The sequence below is a fragment of the Bacillus sp. FJAT-44742 genome, from assembly GCF_002797315.1.
GTDB lineage: Bacteria > Bacillota > Bacilli > Bacillales > Marinococcaceae > Thalassorhabdus > Thalassorhabdus alkalitolerans.
Map to the genome: position 1 here is coordinate 2,780,582 of NZ_KZ454936.1, position 18,952 is coordinate 2,799,533.

Here is an 18,952-nt window from a genome sequence, read left to right on the forward strand (position 1 = left end):
TTATCCGTGAATGTCTCTTTTGTTATATGCAATATACCCAGCCCAAAGGCATAGGACCGTTAGAAAGGTTAGGGTGGCGAGAGCAGTAACATTCACATCCTCTACCGGGAGCTGTGGCACATGCCCATATGGTGAGAGGGCAGAAAGCCACTCTTCAAATTGCAGAAGCCCTCCCAGGTAGACAACAATAAAGGAATAAAGCAAGTAACCCCAAACAGCCGACACAGCATTAGGGGCTTTTCCAATCAGGAGTACAGCAATCGAAACCATGAACCAAATTGCCGGGAGGTAAACCATCCCTGCGCTATATAGGGTTTCAAAAGCAAGGCCCTCCTCCATAGAAATATTCCCTGCAATCCATAGACCGGTAATAGCAAGTGACATCATAACAAAAGAAACAATAACTGAAATAAGCAAGTAACTGCCAAGGAGGCCGTTTCTAGATACACTGCGGCTTAGTATATGGTCTATTCGATTTTTCTTCTCTTCACTTACAATTTTTAAAACTGCCATAAGTGCTGGAATCGTGGAGATCATAGCCATAATTGCCATCAGCATTGTGATAAATTGCTCAGTTAAAGTAAATCCCTCTATGGCTGGAAGCATTTCTTCCATCATCTCGATCCCTTCAATAAATGCTTCCAAGTCTCCCAGTACTGATCCATAGGATACACCAAGAACAAACATGCCGACTCCCCAGGTAATCAAGCTGACTCTCTGCAATCTGAAAGCTAGGCCCAATGGACTAAGCAAAGAGCCTGATCCCCGGCTTTTTCCTGGCCTTTCCGGAAAAAAACCCGCACCGATGTCACGAATGGCTTGCAAATAAAGAGCAACAATGAATAATATAATCGAAATAACCAACGTGACTATGATAGGCCACCAGTAGTTAGATACATATACTTCTGTTCCTAAAATCCACCCTAATGGGGATGCCCAGGACAAAGTCTGATTGCCTACATCTCCAATAGCCCGAATCAGATAAGAAAGCCCGAGCACAGCAAACGAAAACCCTATCACACCTCTTGAGTTATTTAGTAGTTGAGCGAAAATCGCGGTGAGACTTGTGAAGAATATTCCTGTAGCCCCTAAAGCTGCTCCGTATAATAAAGACCCTTCTAAATCCATGCTCTCAATTCCAAACGAGTACAGACCGAGACCAATCACTAACGCTACCAACAGATTAACCACAAACAATACCATAACCGCTGCCGTTGTAGGAGCTAATCTTCCAGAAGGAAGTGAACGAATAAGTTCTACCCTCCCGGCTTCCTCATCAGCTCTTGTAGAACGAACAAGAAGAAGAATACTCATGATGGCTACCGTAACAGCAGTAAAAAGGAGCATCTGATGAGCCATCATCGCACCTGTAGTATAGTTATCCAAACCATATCCCTGGCCTACCATAGCAGTCATAGCTGGATTGTGCATTGTATCGGCTATGGCCTGCCGTTCTTGCTCATTTTGGTAAAGGTCTGTAAAAGCTAAAGCTGTCACAAAGGTAAGGCCTGCTAAAGCGATCAGCCAAACGGTAATTCTGAACCGGTCTTTTTTAAAATAAAAGGAGGCTGCCTTTCCTGTATTCTTAAACAGCTTTTCACTCATTAAGACTCCCCTCCGTTCCTTTCCCGAGAAGAAGAGGAAGTTTCATAATGGCGCATAAATAAATCCTCCAGTGTGGGAGGAGCACTTTCCAGTTTAACTACTCCAAACTGACTTATATATTTTATTACTTGGTCCAGGTCCTCTGTATTTACTTGAAAGGAAAGAGCCTGTTCTTTCTTTTCTATATGATAAACTCCTTTTACCTCTTCAATTGCTGTGATTGGCTCTTTGGTTTCCACTGAAAGACTGGTCCTTGTCAAATGCCGAAGTTCCTTTAAGGAGCCTGATTCTATCATTTTGCCCTGCCTGATAATCCCTACCTGGTCACATAACCTTTCTACTTCTGAAAGGATATGGCTTGAAAGTATGACACTTTTCCCTTGTGTCTTTGCTTCCTGAACGCATTCTTGAAAAACTCGTTCCATTAATGGATCCAGGCCTGAAGTAGGCTCATCAAAAATATAAAGATCCGCTTCCGAGGACAACGCAGAAATTAAAGCGACCTTTTGCCGATTTCCTTTTGAATACGCTCGGCATTTTTTTGAAGGATCAAAATCAAATCTTTCTATTAATTCCTCCCGTCGGCTTTGATCACCCGCTCCTCGTAATTTCACAAACAAATCAATGACCTCTCCTCCCGTTAAGTTAGGCCATAAATTAACGTCTCCTGGTACATATGCAAGTCGTTTATGAAGCTCCACAGCATCTTTCCATGCATCTTTTCCAAAGATCCTGGCCTCACCGCTTGTGGCCTTTAATACGCCTAATAATATCCGGATCGTTGTAGACTTTCCTGCTCCATTCGGGCCGATAAACCCGTAAACCTCCCCCTCTTTCACTTCCATATTTACGCCATCCAGTGCCATAACCTTTCCAAACCTTTTGGTTAAGCTTTTCGTTTGCAGAACATTCATTTTTCTGCCTCCCCTTACTTATAAAAGCTTGTTTTTAAGATCTCCAGATACTCGTCAAACTCCTCCCAATAAGGTTCAATATCCACTGAGGTAAAAGGCTTTCCTTTAAGCTTGTTAAGCAGTTCATTTTGATAGCCTTCCATCGACCATCGGATCAGCTTAAATGCCTTGTCTACGTCAATATCCTTTCGAAAAAAAGAGTAGTCGATATTTTTGTATAAAATTGAGTTGCCAAGTGTCTGAAGCTTTAAAATTTCGGCATGTAATTCCTTTGGCAGTTGTTCCTTATCACTCAGCAGCAGTGCCCCCATAAATTGAAATACGTGAGGATGATCAGCAAAAGCTTGCATCTTCATCTTCGAAGCATGTTTAAATCGTTCAATAAAATCTCTTTCTTCTTCATTAATCTTTTTAATATAACGGTTGATTGTTACATCCAGACTATACTTTACAAGGTAGCGGTACAATTCTTGTTTATTCTTAAAATAATAAAACAACATCCCCTTGCCGATCCCTGCTTTTTTTACGATACGATTAGTAGAAGCCTGATCAAATTCGTGCTCAGCAAATTCCTGCAGTGCGGCATTTAATATCCGCTGCTGCTTTTCACCTTCTAAGTTGTTAAACGTCTCGGACATGCCTTCATTTATCTCCCCTCTTACTCATTTATTTCACTACTGTGCAAAATAGACCATTATGGTCTATAAATCATAACACTATCGACCATAGTGGTCAATCAGAATTTTCCATTATCTTGTTTCTTTACGAGGCAAAAGAATGTAAATAAAAAAATGCCCTGAATTCTTTTAAGAAAAGAAAACAGAGCATTTTTAATTTCGGATAATAATATAAACAAGGTAACCAATGTAGGCCGCTACCAGCAATAATCCTTCCAGTTTCCCAACCTTACATTCAGTACGGGAAAAAATAAACAACACTATCGTCAAAATCAACATAACAATGACATCAAAATATATTTTAGTTTCTACTGGAAGAGGAATAATAAGAGACGCAGCTCCAAGGACAAAGAGGATATTAAAGATTGAACTGCCGACTATGTTTCCTAAGGCAATTTCACTTTCTTTTTTTAACGCAGCAGTTACTGAAATAACCAGTTCCGGCAAAGATGAGCCGATAGCTACAATCGTCAGTCCCACCAGTGTTTCACTCATGCCAAACCTGATTGCAATTTCAGTACTGCTTTCTACCACCAGATATCCTCCAAAAATGATTGCCGCAAGTCCTCCTGTGGAGAAAAGAATATGTCTTCCCCATTTCCGTTTATCCGGTTGTTCGGTGATCTCTTTTTCCATTTGGCTGCGATTATTTCTCGCTGCTTCTATGACGTAATACAAAAATATAGCAAAAAACAAAAGAAAAATGATGCCGTCTCCCCTGGTAATGACGTTCACAGCAGTGTTTTCAAGATACTGATCACTCATCAAAACAAGCAGCACAATACATGCCAGAAAGGCAAAAGGAATCTCCTTTTTAATGGTAGCATTTGTAACCTTTAATGGAGAGAGAAATGCCGTTACACCTACGACAAGAGCTATATTAATGATATTGCTTCCTACCACATTACCAAGGGTTACTCCTGCACTTCCTTCCAATGCAGCTATGATACTTACTGTTGCTTCTGGTGCACCTGTGCCAAATGCTACGATTGTAAGACCCACAAGCAAAGGCGAGATTCGGAGCAGCTTTGCGATCGCAGCCGTGCTTTCGACAAAGTAATCAGCTCCTTTTACGAGCAGCACAAATCCGAGGACCAGCAATAGATATACCATATTTCCTTATCCATCCCTTTACTATTCTATATAGATAAGGTGTACGATTTCATCCTATCCTATCCTGGTCTTTTCCTTTGTTTTTCACTCATCTTTTTATAAAAAACGGGGGATACTATTCTTATTACTTCTGGGTGAAAATGGAGGACGCTATGCTTTTTAACATATTCTTCGGGTTTGTACTTCCATGGATTATTCTTTTTGTTCTTTGGCGAAAATTCCCTGAAGTCATTATTCTCTTTGTTCCTCTTGGGATTGCCATAGCCTTTGTTTCTAATGATTGGGGTATGAATATTTTTTGGTATACAGAACCCTATATTGAAAAAAATGAATCTTTGTCTGCCTTTCCTTTGAATCTTGGATACTTTCCTCTCATGGCTTGCTTATTTGTTACGGCGATCATTAAGTATCAATTTTCAAGGATTACATTAATAGTATTTTTCACAATTCTCTTTAGTGCTCTTGAATATATAGCCCTCGTTTTCGGAAGAGTTCATTATTTGAATGGCTGGAATATCATTTTCACTTCAGGCATATATCTTGCTGGCTTTGTTATAACCTCGGTGTATGCAAACCTCCTTTCGAAATATAAAATGCTTTCCCTAACGTAGTTATTCTACATATCAAGGTAGGTACTATATGAAAAATTATTGTGCACCCTTAGTAAAAAAAAGCTGCCCGAGGCAGCTTTATTATTTGAACGTGGTACGTTATTTACTTGGAAATCCCGTTAAATACTGTTTAGGTACATCTATCTCTTTATTTAAAGCAGCGGCAGCTTCCAGGGTCCAATAAGGATTTCTCAGCATTCCTCTTCCCACGGCCACAAGGTCTCCATCTTGATTTCCAACAACAGCGTTTGCCAGATGAGGTTCATCCAAGCGTCCTACTGCGATAACAGGCACCTGTAACGAATCTTTAATTTCTCTGGCTAAAGGGACCTGGTATGCCGCATGGGTTCCTGGCTTGCCTGCGGCCGCAATTTCCCCCTCACCGCCGGCACTAATGTGAAACATATCAACCCCTGCTTGCTGATATTCTTTTGAAAAGCTTATGCTCTCTTTGATCCCATAGCCTCCTTCCACATATTCCATTGCAGAAATTCGCATGATTAAAGGCATATCCTCTGGCATTTCACTTTTTGCAGCCTTAATAACTTCTTTGCCAAACCTGGCTCGGTCTTCTCCATATTCATCCGTTCTTTTATTTGTGAGAGGAGACTGAAATTGATGAATAAGGTATCCATGAGCACCGTGAATTTCAATAGTATCCACTCCGGCTTTGACAGCACGTCGCACAGCCAGACGAAACTTCTCTACCATCTCTTTTACTTCGTCTGTCGTTAATTCCCGGGGAACCTTATATTTCTCACTAAAACGAATCGCCGAGGGAGCAACCGGCTCTTCTGCATCCTCAGCTTTCCTTCCAGCGTGAGCTATTTGAATCCCTGCCTTTGCTCCGTGCCTGTGTGCCTCATCAATAATGCGGGCAAAGGCAGGGATTTGTTCATCTGACCACAGTCCCAGGTCATAATCCGATATTCGTCCATCCGGTTCCACATCAGTCATCTCAATGATAATTAAACCAGTTCCTCCGACAGCCCTGCTCACATAATGAATATAATGCCATTCATTTGGCACACCGTCTTTTTTTGTAACTGAATACTGGCACATGGGTGGCATAACGACTCGATTTTTAAGTTCTAATCCTTTTATTTTGTAATTACTGAATAAATGATCCATTACTTTGTCTCCTTTGTGAGGTTATTGTTTGTGTCTGACTGGCTTTGTGAAACCTCATGCCTAATCCTCATATTTCACAAACATCTTAACAAAAAAGAAATGAGAAATATAATGAACAGCTTCAGCAATCAAAGACAACATTATTATGTACATTATGTGAATTGACTTTGCTCATAAAGGAAGGATGTGTGTTTTAAAGAGTGTATAATATTACCGTATTAAAGCACTTTTAAAAACCCCCCTTCCTTTTTTGGAAGAGAGGATATAATAAAAAACTAATTTAATAGCTTAATTACGTTTGGGAATTTTCATTCTTCACTTCTATGGTTTGCGTGATAACTAAAAACACTGTGAGTAAGACCGAAAAAAACAATAGCTGGCTCCATTCCTGAAAACGTACTAAACCTGCAGAATAAACCGCAGCTAAAATAACGATTAATAATCTAAATAACCCCAATCCATCACCTGCTTTTGAAATATTCCACGTTATGATACCATTACGTACTGTGTAACAGCTACCCTTTTTAAACAAAATATTATTTATTATAAATCAAAAAATCGTTTGCCGATAAAAAGACGCGTTAGAACTCAAGGATAGACTGGACTTCTTTAGCTTTTGACAACTATTCTTATACTGCCTTGTGTAGTTCCTCTTATAAAAAAAGCTGATCTATGTTTTCATAGACCAGCTTCTTACATTTACTACTATCTCTCTTCAAGACGGGCAATTCTTTCATCAAGATCAGGGTGAGTCGAGAAAAGCCTTGCCATACCGCCTTTTCCGTTGATTTTCATCGTCTGTACGGCCGAATCATCGGTACGGTCATTAACCTGAGCTCGGTTAACATGAGTTTTCAACGATCTCAGGGCATGAGCCATTTTATCACGTCCCGCTAAGTCCGCTCCTCCCCGGTCTGCATGAAATTCCCTGTACCTGGAGTACGCGGTCACTACAAGACTTCCAAGGATGGAAAATAAAATTTGAAAAATAAAGATAGCGGCAAAACGAACAACAGTCTGCATTTCTGAACGAACCAGCCTGGAAACAAGAATTGCAGCAATTCTTGCGAAAAAGATGACAAATGTGTTTATTATTCCTTGCAGCAATGTCATTGTTACCATATCTCCGTTTGAAACGTGAGCTACTTCATGAGCAATGACTCCTTCCACTGCTGCATCATCCATATGGTTTAAAAGGCCGGATGAAACAGCGACTAGAGAACGCTTCTTTGTTGGACCAGTCGCAAATGCATTCACTTCAGAAGATTGATAAATACCAACCTCTGGCATATGGGACAGCCCCGCAGCCCGCGAAAAACGGTGTACCTTTTCCACCACTGCTCTCTCCTGAGAAGACAATGGACCATCTGGATCCAGCACTTTCACTCTCATCATTTTCTTTGCAATATAACGTGACATGGCCAAGGATATAAATGAACCCAAAAACCCTGCTAATAAGCTGAATGCCATTAAGGACACGTAATCAATGCCCAGACCAGGGCCGCCTGTATCATATGTTCTCTCTAAATCGGTAAAAGAAGTAATGAGCGACCAGACAATAAAAATCGTGGTTATGACCATGATATTAGTTGTTAAGAAAAGAAATATACGTTTACCCAATCCAATGCCTCCTGTTATGTGTTGATGTCCCTAGTATAGTTTATAACATTAACTTCCTTCAGGGAGGGAGTTTGTTAGATTGACACAAAAACTCTTTGTGGAATTGAAGTAATTCTCTACCCTTTTACCTCTCTGAAGCAGTTCCTTGCTTAGTCTGCCCTCTATTATGCACTCAATATGAAGTAATATTTTCCCTATGGTGTATGCCCTGCATAATTATTCCTGATTTACACATCTTAATACAACAAGGAGGAGAGCAGAATGGAGAAGTTTCTTTATTTTTACCTTTTTCTCAGGATTATACCTGATGCTGAAGTATTTGAAATCGCGCTGGTAACCGCTCTTGTTATCTGGTCTTCTCAATACCTGTTTAATAAATTGTTCAATGCCACGCTTCTGCCTTGGATGAGAGAAAGTAATCAAAGAAGAAGGCAACGAGAAGAAAATGAAAGCACAGAGCCCGCCAAAACCTTTTCAGCTCAAGCTGTTAACATCCCTCACCAGAAAAAAGCGGATGACCAATCGTGAGTACGAAACCTCATCAATTTGAAATGAAGGCATCTGAACTGGGCTGCACCCTTATATCATACAGCTTTGGAGTAGGGATCTTAACACTTCCGAGGGATCTTGCCTCGAGACTTGATACCCCAGATGGGTGGATGACTGTCCTGTTAGCCGGCGTTGTTATCATGGCCTTAATTTATTTATGTGTCGCCCTGCAAAAAAATTTCACCCGGGAAAATGTTTTCGAGTATTTACTTAAAGGCCCCTTCAGCAAATGGATAGCTTTTCTCCTGGTTCCTATTTTCATTATATATTTTATTTTCACATCTGCTGTAGTACTTCGTTATTTTGGGATTGCCTCTAAAATGTATCTGCTCGATCAGACGCCTACTGAAGTGCTTGTAATGGCCATGTTAGTCATAAGTGCCTATGCTGCTTCGAAAGGCATTGAAGGGATTATATTTTTAAATATTTTGTTTGTTCCTACCATTGTTTCAGCGTTAATCGGTGTTTCTATTTTAAACATAGGTAATGTTGAAGTTGAAAAGGTGCTTCCTGTGATGCCAGAAGGTGTATTTCATATGTTTGATGGAATCTTTATTCCATTGTTTGCCTTAAACTCAGTAGTTCCTCTATTTTTTCTACTCGGTTTTTTACACAAAAATGAGGTAAAAAGTACACCATTAATGGCGAGTATGGGAATTACTTCCCTCATTTACTCCATTATTGTAATCATAACCTACACCATTTTTTCCGTTGAAACTTCTAAAATCATTGTTTTTCCAACGATTGAAGTAGCCAAGGAAATTGAGCTGGGCGGAATCTTTGAAAGGGTGGAATCTATTTTTTTAGCGATATGGGTACTAAGTATCTTTACCTCTGTTATGCTGTTATTCTTTTTGTCCGTACAAGTCACTCGAGAGATTTTTTTGACAAACAAACAAACCCCGTGGCTACCCGGTGTATTTGCTTTTATTATCTTCCTTGTTACGTTTTTTCCTGAAAATGAAGCAGAATTGCAAAGCTTCGTTGAATATTTGAATTACTCGGGACTCTTATTAATTCTCACAGTGCTGCTGGTCACAGGATTCACTATTATGGTAAGAAAAAAACAAAAAAACAAGAGCCTTTCAACTTAAAAACAAATATGCAGGTGAGTGGATTTGAAAAAGATTTCAGCTTGTCTACTATTACTGCTGCTTTCTATTCTTCTTTCCTCCTGCTGGGACAGAAGTGAAATAGAGGAAATTGGATTTGTCCTTGGAGTAAGCTTTGATCCCCCGGCAGGTGGAGACGCGGAGAATGGCTTGGAAGTGACTCATCAAGTTGCTATACCTGGCGTAGAAGAAACCGCACAGGAGGAACCGCCTGGTGAAGATTCATTTATTAATTTAACTGCCACAGAGATGACAAATTTCAAAGTCATTCGAAAATTAAATACAAAGACAAGCCGAAGATTAAACTATGAACATCTAAAGGTTCTCATTATTAATCGCAAGCTTCTTGAAGAAGGATACATGGAGGAGATACTGGATTTGTTTATCAGAGACCATGAAATGAGGCGCAGAACACTCCTGTTAATTTCAAAGGAGAAAGCAAGTGACATTCTTCAGTCCAGGCCTGTTCCTGAAAAAGTACCTAGTCAGTATATTGATTTCATCAGTGAAAATCACCCTTTTGTTCTTCCCATGGTAGAACGAATGGAAGTTGGTGAGGTGTTAGAACGAGTCGTTGGACGAAGAAGCTACCTCCTCCCTTGCATTTTCAAATCAGAGGATGGCGAATTGATTCTTCAAGGAGGAGGAATCATGCATGGAATGAAAAATCAATTTATTGACTATTTGCTGGATGAAGATATTGAAGGTTACAACTGGATTACTGGCGGAGCAGAAAAAGGGATTGTTGAAGTAAAAGGTGACAGGAGCAAAGGTAAAAGATTTGTTTTTGAAATTGATGATGCTTCTAGTGATATTACTTATGAAAGAAAAAACGGCAGCGATCATTTTCATGTCAAGATTACCGCCGAAGGACATGCTGCTGAATTGTGGGGCCATGATATTGACTTAAGTGACTCAGAAACAGTACGCCACATGTCAGCGAGAGTAGAAGAAAAAATAAAAAAACAAGCGGAGAATATTATTAATAAAATGCAGGATGAATATCACATTGATATTTTTGAAATGATAACTGAAATAAAACATAGTAACTATTCTTACTGGCAGGCCGTCAAGGATACATGGGACACACCAGATGGAGGCTTCTCAAAAGCTACAGTTACAATTGATGCAAACGTGGAGATTCGCCACCAAATGCTGATTGAAACATTGGAAAAAGATTAATTCTCTTACAAGGAAGAGAGATACAATGAAAACATTGCTGCAACGAAGAAAATTTTTACGAAACCAACTAAAAGAGACAACACCAAAACCGAAAAATGACCTGGATCTCTGCTTTTCAGGAGACCTCAAAAAAGACAGCTCTTTCATAAAAGAAGCTATTGGCAGCAGTGAAGAAATAAATCAGCGGTATTTCGGCGTTGCTGGAAAAAGAAAAGCATGTTTGTTTTTTCTTGAAGGGCTTGCAGATGAACAACTGATTGATCGGGATATCCTTCGTCCTCTAATGGAAATGGATGAAACTCTTCTGGAAAAATACAATGAAACGGGCCTCTTAACTGAAATTTCAAGTCATATTCTCCCTGTTTCTTCCGTAGAAGCAGAAGGGCAGCTTGATTCTCTTCTTGATAAATTTTTTTCAGGACACACTGTTCTCATTATTGATGGTTGTAAACAAGCTCTTACCATTGAAGCTATCTCTTTTACAGAACGCTCGGTGGAGCAGCCTGAAACAGAAGTGGTCGTAAGAGGGCCCAGAGACGGATTTACGGAAAACATTGAGACAAATGTAATGCTTTTGCGCAGAAGGCTGAAAGACCCAAACCTCACCTTTGAATATGAAAAGGTCGGTGAACGTTCAAAAACCAGGCTGTCTATTGGCTATATTAAAGGCTTGGCAGACGAGAACGTGGTAGAAGAAATCAGATATAGAATACAATGCATTGAGTTTGATAACATTCAAGAGCTTGGTATGGTGGAAGAATTTATTAAAGACAATCAATTGTCTATCTTCCCCACCTCTCTTTATACAGAACGTCCCGACAAGGCTGCTTCCTTTCTCAGCAGTGGCCATGTCGCTCTTCTATTGGATGGCACTCCCTATGCGATGATCCAGCCCATTCTTTTTCCGCACTTTTTTAAATCGCCCGAAGATTATTATGAAAACTGGATTATCAGTACACTCATACGCACCCTCCGTACTGGTGCCGTCTTTATCGCTGTCTTTTTACCTGCGTTATATATTGCCTTAGTGTCCTTTCATCAGGGTATGATTCCAACAACCTTAGCCTTGTCAATTGCTGCTTCTAGAGAGGGAGTTCCTTTTCCCTCTTTTATGGAAGCCATTGTTATGGAAATTACGCTAGAACTATTAAGGGAAGCAGGAATCCGGCTGCCCCGCATGGTCGGACAGACGATTGGAATAGTCGGCGGCATCGTGATCGGTGATGCTGCGGTAAGAGCAGGCATTGTAAGTCCTATTATGATCATTGTTGTGGCGTTAACAGCTATCGCCTCCTTTACTCTTCCTGTGTATAACATTAGTATTGCCATTAGGATTCTTCGGTTTGCTTTCATGATTTCCGCAGCGTTTCTAGGCCTTTATGGGATAATCATTGTATTGATCATTGTATTTATTCATCTGTCAAGCTTGAAGAGCTTTGGAAGTCATTATCTTTCCCCTTTTTCACCCTTTCGTTTTCTTGAATGGGGAGATATGATGTTGAGACTTCCTTTAAGCAATTTTCGGCAGCGAAACAAGGAACCTGCTATAAAAGATAAGGTACGCCAAAAAACGTAATCTTGAACGCGGCATTGTTTTTGTAGAAACTTATATCACAAGAGTGCAACACAGCGAAAGTTAAAAGAGTAAAGGGACTACGATAGAGATAAATATGGCGGCAAGTCCCATAGCTGTTCCTGCCATAGCACCTTGAAGCTGACCTTCTCTTGCAATTTCAGCTGTCCCTTGCCCATGGGCGATCGTGCCCATGGACAGACCGCGGGACACTGGATGGGAAATGTTTAACCTTGTTAGCAGCCAGGGCCCGACCATCCCGCCGATCGTTCCTGTCGCCACCACAAAAGCTGCTGCAAGTGAAGGATCCCCATTTATGAGCGTCGTCGTTTCCACTGCAATAGGCACAGTTGCCGATTTCACAGTTAGAGAAGCAACAATTGAATCAGACAGGCCAGATAGTTTAGCGATGGCTGTGATTGAAAGGATGGCTGCTAATGAGCCCAGAACCAAGCCTGCCCCCCAAATCAGACTGTACTCCATGATTAGCTTTCTATTCTTATATAAAGGTACAGCTAGCGCAGCCGTCGCCGGACCTAACAAATACGTCATGATCTCTTTTGCCGGTTCATACTGTTCATAGGAAACACCGCCTAAGAGAAAAATACATATAAGAATCGTTGTACTGAAAAAGACAGGTGTTGTAAAAGGCGAAGGAAACCTTTTTCCGACCTTTCTAGAAAGCATATACACTCCTACCGTCAGAAGTATACTAGCAGCTGTTACTGGTATCACCATAACCGGCCCCCTCCTTCTTTTTAGCTAGATATTGCGATATAAATCCCGTAATAAACATTCCTATCCCTGTACTAATAATCAAGCCTAAAACCAGAATTAGACCATGTTGCAGAAAGAATTCTCCAAAGTTCATTAAACCAACGGCAATAGGTATAAAAAAGAAAGCTAAATGTTTAATGAGGAGATTAGCGGCTCTCTCTACAAAATTCAGAGGAATAATGCCTGAAGCTAATAAACTGACAAGTATAAGCATCGCCATGACGTTTCCTGGTAAAGAAAGATTAAAAACATCCACTAAAAGGTACCCTGCCTCATTAATCAGCCACAAAAGAAATAATTGAAAAATAAGCAAGCTGTAATCGCGCCACATTATGATCTCCTCCTTTCTGCTTCATTCCCAGCTCCACCCTTTTTTTCTGGGGTGGCACCTTTGTGAAACTTATTATAAACTGAATACAACCTATAAATGAAATACATATTTGTTATTACCAATATGCATTTTAACTATAAAGGAAAAGGAGTGTTACTCAATGGACATTAGGCATTTAGAGTATTTTTCGGAAGTAGCCAAACACTTAAGCTTTACAAAAGCCTCCCAAACCCTCCATGTTTCTCAGCCATCCATTAGTAAAGCTATTAAAAACTTAGAAGAAGAATTAGGCGTGCCATTATTTTACCGATCTTCAAAACAACTGGACTTAACTGATGCCGGACAAGCAGTGCTTATCAACGCTAAAACTGTTTTAGCTGCCTTTAGAAACTTAACAACTGAACTAAATGATGTCATGGACCTTAAGAGCGGAGAAGTGAAAATTGGTATCCCCCCCATTGTTGGTGCAGCATTTTTCTCTAAGTTAATCAGTCATTATAAGGAGCTGTACCCTTTAGTAAAAATCACTTTAACAGAGGTGGGGACAAAAAAAATTAAACAAGGTGTAAAAGAAGGCTCCCTGGATATTGGATTAATATGTACTTTGCCAGCACACAGTTCTTCCTTCGAAGTTGTGAACGTCTTACAGGATCCCCTTGAGCTTGTTGTTTATAAGGATCACCCTTTGTCTAAAAAAGGTGACGTGTCTTTTTCCGAGTTAGCAGACGAACCTTTTGTCTTGTACCGCAAAGACTTCTCTTTATATGACCAAATCATCAATGAATGCTCTAAACACAACTTTCACCCTAATGTAGTGTGTGAAAGTTCTCAAAAAGACTTCTTGTTGGGGATGGTGGAAGCAAAGTTAGGGGTGGCTTTGCTCCCCAGCAGGATTTGCCGTGACATCAATAATAAAGAGGTAACCAGTATCCCTTTATCTGAATGCGCCATCAACCTGGAGCTCGGGATGATTTGGAAAAAGGATAAATATTTATCTTTTGCCGTAAAAGAGTTTGTTACTGTTTCCCAACAATATGTAAACCTCCATAAAAACCTGTAGAAGACACTGTTTCTCAATTACCTTCTCATGTTCTCCCTCCTGCCATGCTTGTTATTTTCTTGCCAAGCATTTCGTTTCCGCCAGCAGCTGATTTACTAATGCCCTGGCGGTCAGGAGCCAGAATATTTGTCTTTCTTTCTTCCATATGATACTTTTTCTTTGCTGTTTCTTCTTATTTTGCGATCATGTTTAAAATAAAAGAAAAAGTGGGAAGCTACTCTTTTACCTGAAATATGAATTAGAGGGAGAGATGAACATGAAAGCAATTGTTATTAACCAATACGGCGGAAAAGAAGAATTGAAAGAAACAACGGTTAACACCCCTTCGATTAATGAAGATCAGGTTTTAGTCGAAATACATGCTACATCTGTGAACCCTATTGACTGGAAAATGCGGGAGGGATATTTAAAAGAAATGTTTCCATTTGAATTCCCTATTACCCTTGGCTGGGATGCAGCAGGCATTATTACAGAGACAGGGAGCAAAGTAAAAGGATTTCAAAAAGGAGACAGGGTTTTTACTCGCCCTGCAACGACCAGGCATGGTACGTATGCTGAGTATGTAGCTGTAGAGGAAGAGAGACTTGCAAAAATGCCTGATGAGATGAGCTTTGAAGAAGGAGCCGCAATCCCGTTAGCCGGTTTAACAGCCTTACAATGTATTCAGGATTTAGGAGAAGTACAAGAAGGACAGAGAGTGCTCATTCACGCAGGAGCCGGCGGGGTTGGAAATTTCGCTATTCAGATTGCCAAGCATATCGGTGCATACGTGGTAACGACTGCTAGCGGCAAAAATGAAGACCTTGTTACATCTCTTGGCGCTGATCAAACCATCAACTATAAGGAAGAGGACTTTAGTGAAGCTGTTGAAAACATAGATTTTGTCCTGGATGCTGTTGGTGGAGATGTTCAGTCAAAGAGCTACAAAGTATTGAAAGAAAATGGAAAGCTTGTTTCTATTGTAGAACCTCCCTCCGAGGAGGAAGCGAGGAAGTATGGAGTGGATGCTTCGTTTCACTGGCTCAAAGAAAATGGAAAGCAGCTTCAGCAGCTTGCTGACCTGTATCAGACCGGAGAGGTAAAGCCGGTGATTAACAAAATATTCCCTTTTCATGAACACGGGCTTCAAGAAGCCCACAGCTTAAGTGAGTCACATCATGCGAGCGGAAAGATTGTAATTCAAATAAAAGAATAACTTTTGCAAATAGAAGGCCAGTTGGAAAATTTTTTCTGACCACCTTGCTTTTTTTTTTTCAAATGGTATTTCCACTCAAACATTGTTACGATAAAATAAATGATACCTATTCAATCTACAATAGGAGTGATTCGGAATGGGCCTTATTTTGGAAGAAGAGTATATAGATTATTTCACTTCTCAGAGATCAGCGTTTCAAGAAAAACTATTAAGCGAAGCAGTAAACGTCCGGGAAAAAATTCACGATATTCTTTTAATCGGAAACATTGATCTTCTCAACAATGCGCATACATTAGTCATGTACGTACTTAGCGGAGAGTTGAAATCCCTTGACGAATTTGCCCAAAAGGAAGGCATATCCTGGGCCTCTCAAGATTTAACATTGGCCTTTAAGCTGGAATGGGTACAGGCCATCCGCAGAACAGTGTGGAATTTCCTTCAGCGATATGACTTAGAAAGAGAAGGCGAATCTTATAAAAACTTCTATGAGCTTGAGGAACAAGTAAATGACCGCATTGATCAGTTCCTAAACGGCTTTTTTCTCAGTTATTCTGCTTATAAGGACCAGTTGATTGAATCACAGAGGAAGATTGTTGAAGAGCTGTCTGTCCCAATCATACCTGTAACGTCAACTGTTGGTGTCGTTCCGTTAATAAGAGAGATTAATTTATCAAGGGCTAATATCATAGAAGAGAAAATTCTAAATGAAATTGAAAGACTGAGAATCCAAACATTGATTATGGACTTTTCAGGAATTACATCCGTGGAAAAAGGAGTCCTCTCTCATTTGATGAAAATGATTGATGAAACTAAAATGATGGGGTGCGAATGCGTCATTACAGGGCTTGGACCAGAAATAGTAATGGAAATTACCAAGCTTGGCATTCAAATTCATTCTCAGGCAAAGACAAAGGGAAGTTTACAGCAGGCTCTGGAAGATTACCTGGTCTCGTCTATTTAAATGAAAGTCCAAAGACCGTGTTTCTATATAGAAAACACGGTTTTTTTAAAAGTAGATACTGCCTGCTTCTTGTAAGAGCCAGTGTAATTATTTTCCAAAACTCCCCAACATAGAAAAGAAATCTTTTAAAAACTCATAAAAAAGTTTTTCCGTCGGAAGGATTTTTCTTTCATTTGAAACAATGACTCCTACCGTACGAGTAACTCTCTGTTTTGTAATTGGCACTTTCACGGTGGACCTTGGAATCCCGTCAATTAGAGTGATTTCCGGGAGAAGGGTTATTCCTAATCCTGCGGAGACTAATCCTTTTATAGCGTCCACATCTTCACCTTCGAAGGAAACACTAGGTTCAAACCCTAATTGGAGACAGGCGTCTACAATAATTTCACGCAATATAAATCCCGGTGGGAATAAAACAAATGAATCCTCTCGTAATTGGTCAAGAGATAAGGAAGACTGGTCTGCTAGTGGATGGTCTGATGGCAGGAGTGCTACTATGTCTTCTACAAACAATATGTCTCCTTTTATCTTTTCATTTTTAGGCAATGGCCCAAGAAGAGCCATATCAATTTCTCCCTTTATGACGGAGTCAATCAGATTGTAATAAGAACCTTGTTTTAATTCGAACTTAACTTGAGGGTATTTTTTCCGGAAAGAAGAAATAGCTGTCGGCATCGTATAATTCGCCATACTCGTTGGAAAGCCGATTCTCGCGATCCCTTTTTCAGGATCCAGATATTCTTGAACCTCCCTTTTTGCATTATCAATAACATGTATGGCTTCCTCCATATGCTCCAAAAACATTTTTCCAATTGGAGTTAACTTAACATTTCTCCCTTCTCGGATAAACAAGTTCACTCCTAATTCTTCCTCGAGCTTAAAGATTTGACGACTAACAGCAGATTGGGCTACATTCAGTGACAAAGCAGCTTCAGTAACGTGTTCTTGTTTAGCAACTTCAATAAAATATTGAATCTGTCTTAGTTCCAAACTGCTCGCTCCTTTGAATCAATCTATTTTTGATATCATTTCAATCTAATCAATATATTGTTTAGCTTAATATTTAGTTATATAATGAAATCAACTTAGAAATAATAAAGAAAAGAGCACTGCTCTTTTAAAAATTAGCTCTATATATAGACAGAGAAAAAAAAAGAAGGTATTCCACAAAGGAATACCCCAAAAAAAGATTGGTAGATCTTCGCCCTGTGTGTGAGTAGGGCATGACATCCTAAACAGAGGATCTGTTTCTAGTATAAGATATTTTTAGAGGAAATGGAATACCTAAATAATGTACAGAACAGAAATTCTGTTTACGCAAAAGACATACTGTCTCCAGTATGTCTTTTTTTAATTTGGAGTGCCTGGCACCCTGCTTCGGTTGTAACATAAAAGCATAGAAAATCCAGTCATTAAGGGATTTCTATATTACAGACTATCTGGGTGCCAGGCACCCCATAAAGGAAATACAGATGCACATATAGAAGAATTAGGGTAAATATGGAAGAGGAAAGCGTTAGCGCAAGGAGGAGAATAAATAGAATGACAATTGAAGTGCGGAAAAAATATTTAAACGTTGGCAGTTTCCTGCTTGGATTTGGCTTTTTAGGAGCTTTGGACGGTATTATTTTTCACCAGCTCCTGCAATGGCATAGTGTCGTCTTAAGTCCAGATAGAACGATAGAAATTATAAGTGATGGGATCTTTCATTTTGCCGTTACCATTACCATGATTGCAGGAGCCTTAATTCTATGGCTAGGAGGAAAACCGACAGATCTGTCAAAAGGAATTCGTTACGTGATAAGCGGATTATTGATTGGCGGCGGTACTTTTAATTTAATTGAAGGGATTATTAACCACCATATTCTCCAAATTCACCGCGTTCGTCCAGATGCCGAAAATCCACTGCTTTATGATCTGGCTTTTTTAGCAAGCGGAGCTGTTTTGCTTATTGCAGGGTTGCTGATAAGAAAAACCGTCCCTAAGCTTGTTGACGGAAAGAGGTGATTTTTTGTACCGAATAGTCAGCTTTATCGTTCTTTTTACTTTTGTTGGAACCACACTTTATTTCTATACCTTAAACAGTCATTTTGTCATGTCTATGAGTGAAAATGATCATGCCCATCACCATTCATTAAAAGAAGTTCCTGAAACCGCACCCCCTCCGGCAATCTCTGGTTCTGTTGGACAAGAAGCGGGCCAATGGCTGGTAGAGCTTGAAACTGAAAATTTTCATTTTAGCCGTGACGCTTCTGTTCTTCATTCAGAAATTCTGGAAGGGCATGCTCACCTTTATGTTAATGGCAACCAGGAAGCAAGAATCTATGCAAATACGTACAATTTAGGTCATTTAGATGAAGGGACACATCAAATAAAAGTCGTTCTTGTCAGCCACGATCATGAAACTCTCATTAAGGGGGGGCAGGAAATTTCTTTTGAGGATGTTATTATAGTGCCTTAAAAAAGGAGCAGCTCCCTTTTCATGAAGAGGAAGTCTGCTCCTTTTTGATTATGACTTAAATGCTAAGCGGTGGGTGTTTA

20 protein-coding genes are annotated in these 18,952 nt (G+C 39.9%); 10 read left to right on the plus strand and 10 right to left on the minus strand.

Translation table 11 applies throughout. The features are described from left to right. The 4 genes from CEF17_RS13750 to CEF17_RS13765 form a co-directional block, all read right to left on the minus strand. Window positions 1-1,605: an ABC transporter permease gene (locus tag CEF17_RS13750; RefSeq protein ID WP_100400026.1), complete on the minus strand. Its 1,605-nt coding sequence runs from the start codon at window positions 1,603-1,605 to the stop codon at window positions 1-3. Beyond that, a complete protein-coding gene (locus tag CEF17_RS13755) occupies window positions 1,605-2,519 on the minus strand; it encodes an ABC transporter ATP-binding protein (protein ID WP_100400027.1) in 915 nt (304 codons plus the stop codon). The genes CEF17_RS13750 and CEF17_RS13755 overlap by 1 nt, the downstream gene beginning before the upstream one ends. 14 nt (window positions 2,520-2,533) lie before the next feature. Beyond that, window positions 2,534-3,157, minus strand: a complete 624-nt coding sequence (locus CEF17_RS13760) for a TetR/AcrR family transcriptional regulator (RefSeq protein WP_100400028.1) — start codon at window positions 3,155-3,157, stop codon at window positions 2,534-2,536. 192 nt (window positions 3,158-3,349) lie between these two features. Further along, window positions 3,350-4,309 (minus strand): calcium/sodium antiporter, encoded by a 960-nt coding sequence (locus tag CEF17_RS13765; protein WP_100400029.1) that lies wholly within the window; start codon window positions 4,307-4,309, stop codon window positions 3,350-3,352. A gap of 152 nt (window positions 4,310-4,461) precedes the next feature. Here CEF17_RS13765 and CEF17_RS13770 point away from each other — a divergent pair, with 152 nt between their 5' ends. Continuing rightward, window positions 4,462-4,920, plus strand: a complete 459-nt coding sequence (locus CEF17_RS13770) for a hypothetical protein (protein ID WP_100400030.1) — start codon at window positions 4,462-4,464, stop codon at window positions 4,918-4,920. 99 nt (window positions 4,921-5,019) lie between these two features. Here the strand turns inward: CEF17_RS13770 and CEF17_RS13775 are convergent, their stop codons facing one another. From CEF17_RS13775 to htpX, 3 genes are all read right to left on the minus strand, one after another. Then, on the minus strand, window positions 5,020-6,051 hold the full coding sequence (locus CEF17_RS13775; RefSeq protein ID WP_100400031.1) for an NADH:flavin oxidoreductase/NADH oxidase: 1,032 nt from the start codon (window positions 6,049-6,051) through the stop codon (window positions 5,020-5,022). A gap of 292 nt (window positions 6,052-6,343) precedes the next feature. Further along, window positions 6,344-6,508: a hypothetical protein gene (locus CEF17_RS20085; RefSeq protein ID WP_157843044.1), complete on the minus strand. Its 165-nt coding sequence runs from the start codon at window positions 6,506-6,508 to the stop codon at window positions 6,344-6,346. 248 nt (window positions 6,509-6,756) lie between these two features. Then, the gene (gene htpX / locus CEF17_RS13780) at window positions 6,757-7,671 is read right to left on the minus strand and encodes a protease HtpX (RefSeq protein ID WP_100400032.1); all 915 of its coding nucleotides are present in this window, start codon (window positions 7,669-7,671) and stop codon (window positions 6,757-6,759) included. 261 nt (window positions 7,672-7,932) lie between these two features. On the opposite strand from htpX, the gene CEF17_RS13785 reads away from it, so the two are divergent. Genes CEF17_RS13785 through CEF17_RS13800 form a run of 4 tightly spaced genes read left to right on the plus strand, consistent with a single transcriptional unit; the run spans window position 7,933 to window position 12,090 of the window. Further along, entirely contained in the window at window positions 7,933-8,199 is a 267-nt protein-coding gene (locus tag CEF17_RS13785) for a hypothetical protein (RefSeq protein ID WP_054637571.1), read from the plus strand. Beyond that, window positions 8,196-9,314, plus strand: coding sequence for a GerAB/ArcD/ProY family transporter (locus tag CEF17_RS13790; RefSeq protein WP_100400033.1), 1,119 nt, complete (start codon window positions 8,196-8,198; stop codon window positions 9,312-9,314). The genes CEF17_RS13785 and CEF17_RS13790 overlap by 4 nt, the downstream gene beginning before the upstream one ends. A gap of 24 nt (window positions 9,315-9,338) precedes the next feature. Next, window positions 9,339-10,514, plus strand: a complete 1,176-nt coding sequence (locus CEF17_RS13795; protein WP_157843045.1) for a Ger(x)C family spore germination protein — start codon at window positions 9,339-9,341, stop codon at window positions 10,512-10,514. Window positions 10,515-10,539: 25 nt separating this feature from the next. Beyond that, window positions 10,540-12,090 carry a spore germination protein gene (locus CEF17_RS13800; protein WP_100400035.1) on the plus strand — a complete coding sequence of 517 codons (1,551 nt, stop codon included), beginning with the start codon at window positions 10,540-10,542 and terminating at the stop codon, window positions 12,088-12,090. A 60-nt stretch (window positions 12,091-12,150) separates the two neighbouring features. Here the strand turns inward: CEF17_RS13800 and CEF17_RS13805 are convergent, their stop codons facing one another. Continuing rightward, entirely contained in the window at window positions 12,151-12,825 is a 675-nt protein-coding gene (locus CEF17_RS13805; RefSeq protein WP_100400036.1) for an LrgB family protein, read from the minus strand. Then, window positions 12,800-13,195, minus strand: coding sequence for a CidA/LrgA family protein (locus tag CEF17_RS13810; protein WP_100400037.1), 396 nt, complete (start codon window positions 13,193-13,195; stop codon window positions 12,800-12,802). The genes CEF17_RS13805 and CEF17_RS13810 overlap by 26 nt, the downstream gene beginning before the upstream one ends. A gap of 160 nt (window positions 13,196-13,355) precedes the next feature. On the opposite strand from CEF17_RS13810, the gene CEF17_RS13815 reads away from it, so the two are divergent. The 3 genes from CEF17_RS13815 to CEF17_RS13825 all read left to right on the plus strand — a co-directional run bounded on the left by CEF17_RS13815 (window position 13,356) and on the right by CEF17_RS13825 (window position 16,411). Continuing rightward, window positions 13,356-14,255: a LysR family transcriptional regulator gene (locus CEF17_RS13815; RefSeq protein ID WP_100400038.1), complete on the plus strand. Its 900-nt coding sequence runs from the start codon at window positions 13,356-13,358 to the stop codon at window positions 14,253-14,255. Between the two features lie 256 nt (window positions 14,256-14,511). After that, complete coding sequence (locus tag CEF17_RS13820; protein ID WP_100400039.1) at window positions 14,512-15,450, plus strand: NADP-dependent oxidoreductase; 939 nt, start codon at window positions 14,512-14,514, stop codon at window positions 15,448-15,450. 136 nt (window positions 15,451-15,586) lie between these two features. Beyond that, window positions 15,587-16,411 (plus strand): STAS domain-containing protein, encoded by an 825-nt coding sequence (locus tag CEF17_RS13825; protein ID WP_100400040.1) that lies wholly within the window; start codon window positions 15,587-15,589, stop codon window positions 16,409-16,411. 87 nt (window positions 16,412-16,498) lie between these two features. On the opposite strand, the gene CEF17_RS13830 is transcribed toward CEF17_RS13825, so the two are convergent. Then, a complete protein-coding gene (locus CEF17_RS13830; RefSeq protein ID WP_100400041.1) occupies window positions 16,499-17,401 on the minus strand; it encodes a LysR family transcriptional regulator in 903 nt (300 codons plus the stop codon). Between the two features lie 552 nt (window positions 17,402-17,953). On the opposite strand from CEF17_RS13830, the gene CEF17_RS13835 reads away from it, so the two are divergent. Continuing rightward, entirely contained in the window at window positions 17,954-18,418 is a 465-nt protein-coding gene (locus CEF17_RS13835; protein ID WP_100400042.1) for a DUF2243 domain-containing protein, read from the plus strand. Window positions 18,419-18,422: 4 nt separating this feature from the next. Beyond that, a complete protein-coding gene (locus CEF17_RS13840; protein WP_100400043.1) occupies window positions 18,423-18,872 on the plus strand; it encodes a hypothetical protein in 450 nt (149 codons plus the stop codon). The last annotated feature ends 80 nt before the right edge of the window (window positions 18,873-18,952 follow it).

Excerpts from the sequence above, each read along its gene's own strand:
- CEF17_RS13750 (WP_100400026.1), bottom strand. The coding sequence starts at position 1,605 with ATGAGTGAAAAGCTGTTTAAGAATACAGGAAAGGCAGCCTCCTTTTAT.
- CEF17_RS13755 (WP_100400027.1), bottom strand. The coding sequence starts at position 2,519 with ATGAATGTTCTGCAAACGAAAAGCTTAACCAAAAGGTTTGGAAAGGTT.
- CEF17_RS13760 (WP_100400028.1), bottom strand. The coding sequence starts at position 3,157 with ATGTCCGAGACGTTTAACAACTTAGAAGGTGAAAAGCAGCAGCGGATA.
- CEF17_RS13765 (WP_100400029.1), bottom strand. The coding sequence starts at position 4,309 with ATGGTATATCTATTGCTGGTCCTCGGATTTGTGCTGCTCGTAAAAGGA.
- CEF17_RS13770 (WP_100400030.1), top strand. The coding sequence starts at position 4,462 with ATGCTTTTTAACATATTCTTCGGGTTTGTACTTCCATGGATTATTCTT.
- CEF17_RS13775 (WP_100400031.1), bottom strand. The coding sequence starts at position 6,051 with ATGGATCATTTATTCAGTAATTACAAAATAAAAGGATTAGAACTTAAA.
- CEF17_RS13785 (WP_054637571.1), top strand. The coding sequence starts at position 7,933 with ATGGAGAAGTTTCTTTATTTTTACCTTTTTCTCAGGATTATACCTGAT.
- CEF17_RS13800 (WP_100400035.1), top strand. The coding sequence starts at position 10,540 with ATGAAAACATTGCTGCAACGAAGAAAATTTTTACGAAACCAACTAAAA.
- CEF17_RS13805 (WP_100400036.1), bottom strand. The coding sequence starts at position 12,825 with ATGGTGATACCAGTAACAGCTGCTAGTATACTTCTGACGGTAGGAGTG.
- CEF17_RS13810 (WP_100400037.1), bottom strand. The coding sequence starts at position 13,195 with ATGTGGCGCGATTACAGCTTGCTTATTTTTCAATTATTTCTTTTGTGG.
- CEF17_RS13815 (WP_100400038.1), top strand. The coding sequence starts at position 13,356 with ATGGACATTAGGCATTTAGAGTATTTTTCGGAAGTAGCCAAACACTTA.
- CEF17_RS13820 (WP_100400039.1), top strand. The coding sequence starts at position 14,512 with ATGAAAGCAATTGTTATTAACCAATACGGCGGAAAAGAAGAATTGAAA.
- CEF17_RS13825 (WP_100400040.1), top strand. The coding sequence starts at position 15,587 with ATGGGCCTTATTTTGGAAGAAGAGTATATAGATTATTTCACTTCTCAG.
- CEF17_RS13835 (WP_100400042.1), top strand. The coding sequence starts at position 17,954 with ATGACAATTGAAGTGCGGAAAAAATATTTAAACGTTGGCAGTTTCCTG.